At 53.7% G+C, this 1,287-nt stretch carries 1 protein-coding gene; it reads right to left on the minus strand.

The window, feature by feature from the left end; genetic code table 11:
- The coding region (locus KWJ01_RS03975) for an amino acid adenylation domain-containing protein (RefSeq protein WP_224995131.1) at window positions 1-1,287 on the minus strand (1,287 nt) is incomplete at both ends.

Consider the following 1,287-nt stretch of genomic DNA (forward strand, 5'->3'; position numbering starts at 1 on the left):
TGCACTGGCTTAGCACACTCTCTACCTCGCCCAGCTCTATCCTGTAGCCCCTGATCTTCACCTGGTCATCGATCCTGCCCAGGTACTCCAGCTCCCCATCCCCTCTCCACCTTACCAGGTCGCCTGTCTTGTACATCCTGGCTCCTGCATCACAAGAGAATGGATCCTGAACAAACTTCTCCCCAGTGAGCTCTGGCAGGTTCAGGTAGCCTCTTGCCACCTGAACTCCTCCAAGGCAAAGCTCCCCTGCCACGCCCTGTGGCACCAGACTGCCTGCTTTGTCTACTACATAGGCTTTTGTATTGGCTAGCGGCTTTCCAATTGGTACCAGCTTTTGGCTGCTGCGCTGACCAGGAGAATAGCTGATTTCTGTTGCAGTAACAGTAGTTTCAGTAGGTCCATATTCATTGTAGAAGGTTGCAAACCCATTCCAGGCTTCAGCGAGGGCGACAGGACATGCCTCACCTCCGGCTATCACCCTCTTTAAATGATCAAACTTTTGGGGTTTCAGCTGTTGCAGCAGGCTTGGGGTGGCATGCAGGTGTGTTACCTGCTGCTCATGCACCAGTTGCGCCAGGGCTGCCGGATCAAGCAGCACCTCTTTAGGTACCAGCACAAGGCTGGCGCCATTGCTCAGGGCCAGAAATATCTGCTCTACTGAGGCATCAAAGACATAATTTGATACCTGTATAATTTTATCGCTACCCTGAATCCTGAACTCCTGGCTTTGATAATACACCAGGTTTACAACGCTGCCATGCTCCACCAGCACCCCTTTAGGTTTTCCGGTAGATCCGGAGGTGTAGATAACATAGGCTAGGTTGGAGGGCTGAAGGGTGGTTGCTGCTTTTTCCGCTGGCTCTTTTGCTATTTCCTCCCACTGGCTGTCCAGCAGCACTACCGCTGCTGCTGTTTCTGCAAAGCGTGCTGCATGGCTACGGCTGCTGATCAGCAGCCGCGCTGCTGTATCTTCGAGCATGTACTCGATGCGCTCCTGCGGGTAAGCAGGATCCATGGGTACATAAGCGCCGCCTGCTTTCTGGATGCCCAGAAGGCCAATGATCATCTCCAGGGAGCGGTCGATGCAGATGGGCACCAGTGTTTCTGCTGTGACCCCTCTTTTCTGCAGGTAATGCGCCAGCTGGTTGCTGCGCTCATCCAGCTCCTGGTAGGTGAGTGCTTCTTCTTCGAAGATAACTGCCACTGCACCTGGTGTTCTGGCTGCCTGCTCCTCAAAGAGGTCCACCAGGGTTTTGTCTCCAGGATAGGCTACTGCTGTGTTGTTGA

It is taken from the genome of Cesiribacter sp. SM1, from assembly GCF_020178975.1.
Classification (GTDB): domain Bacteria; phylum Bacteroidota; class Bacteroidia; order Cytophagales; family Cyclobacteriaceae; genus Cesiribacter.